Origin of the sequence: Paraburkholderia sp. SIMBA_053, from assembly GCF_046534895.1 — a bacterium.
Taxonomy (GTDB): domain Bacteria; phylum Pseudomonadota; class Gammaproteobacteria; order Burkholderiales; family Burkholderiaceae; genus Paraburkholderia; species Paraburkholderia caledonica.
In genome coordinates, this window is record NZ_JAWRXU010000298.1 from 1 (window position 1) to 332 (window position 332).

At 49.4% G+C, this 332-nt stretch carries 1 rRNA gene; it reads left to right on the top strand.

Annotated elements, in window-relative coordinates:
- Nucleotides 1-332, top strand: a 23S ribosomal RNA gene (locus SB753_RS35710); the annotation flags it as partial.

Sequence of the window (332 nt, forward strand, 5' to 3'; positions counted from 1 at the left end):
ATGTGGAAATATGAGCGATACAGGGTGATAGCCCCGTACACGACAATGCCTTTTTAGTGAAAACGAGTAGGACGGGACACGTGGTATCCTGTTTGAACATGGGGGGACCATCCTCCAAGGCTAAATACTCCTGACTGACCGATAGTGAACCAGTACCGTGAGGGAAAGGCGAAAAGAACCCCTGTGAGGGGAGTGAAAAAGAACCTGAAACCGTGTACGTACAAGCAGTAGGAGCACCTTCGTGGTGTGACTGCGTACCTTTTGTATAATGGGTCAGCGACTTAATTTCAGTAGCAAGGTTAACCGTATAGGGGAGCCGTAGGGAAACCGAG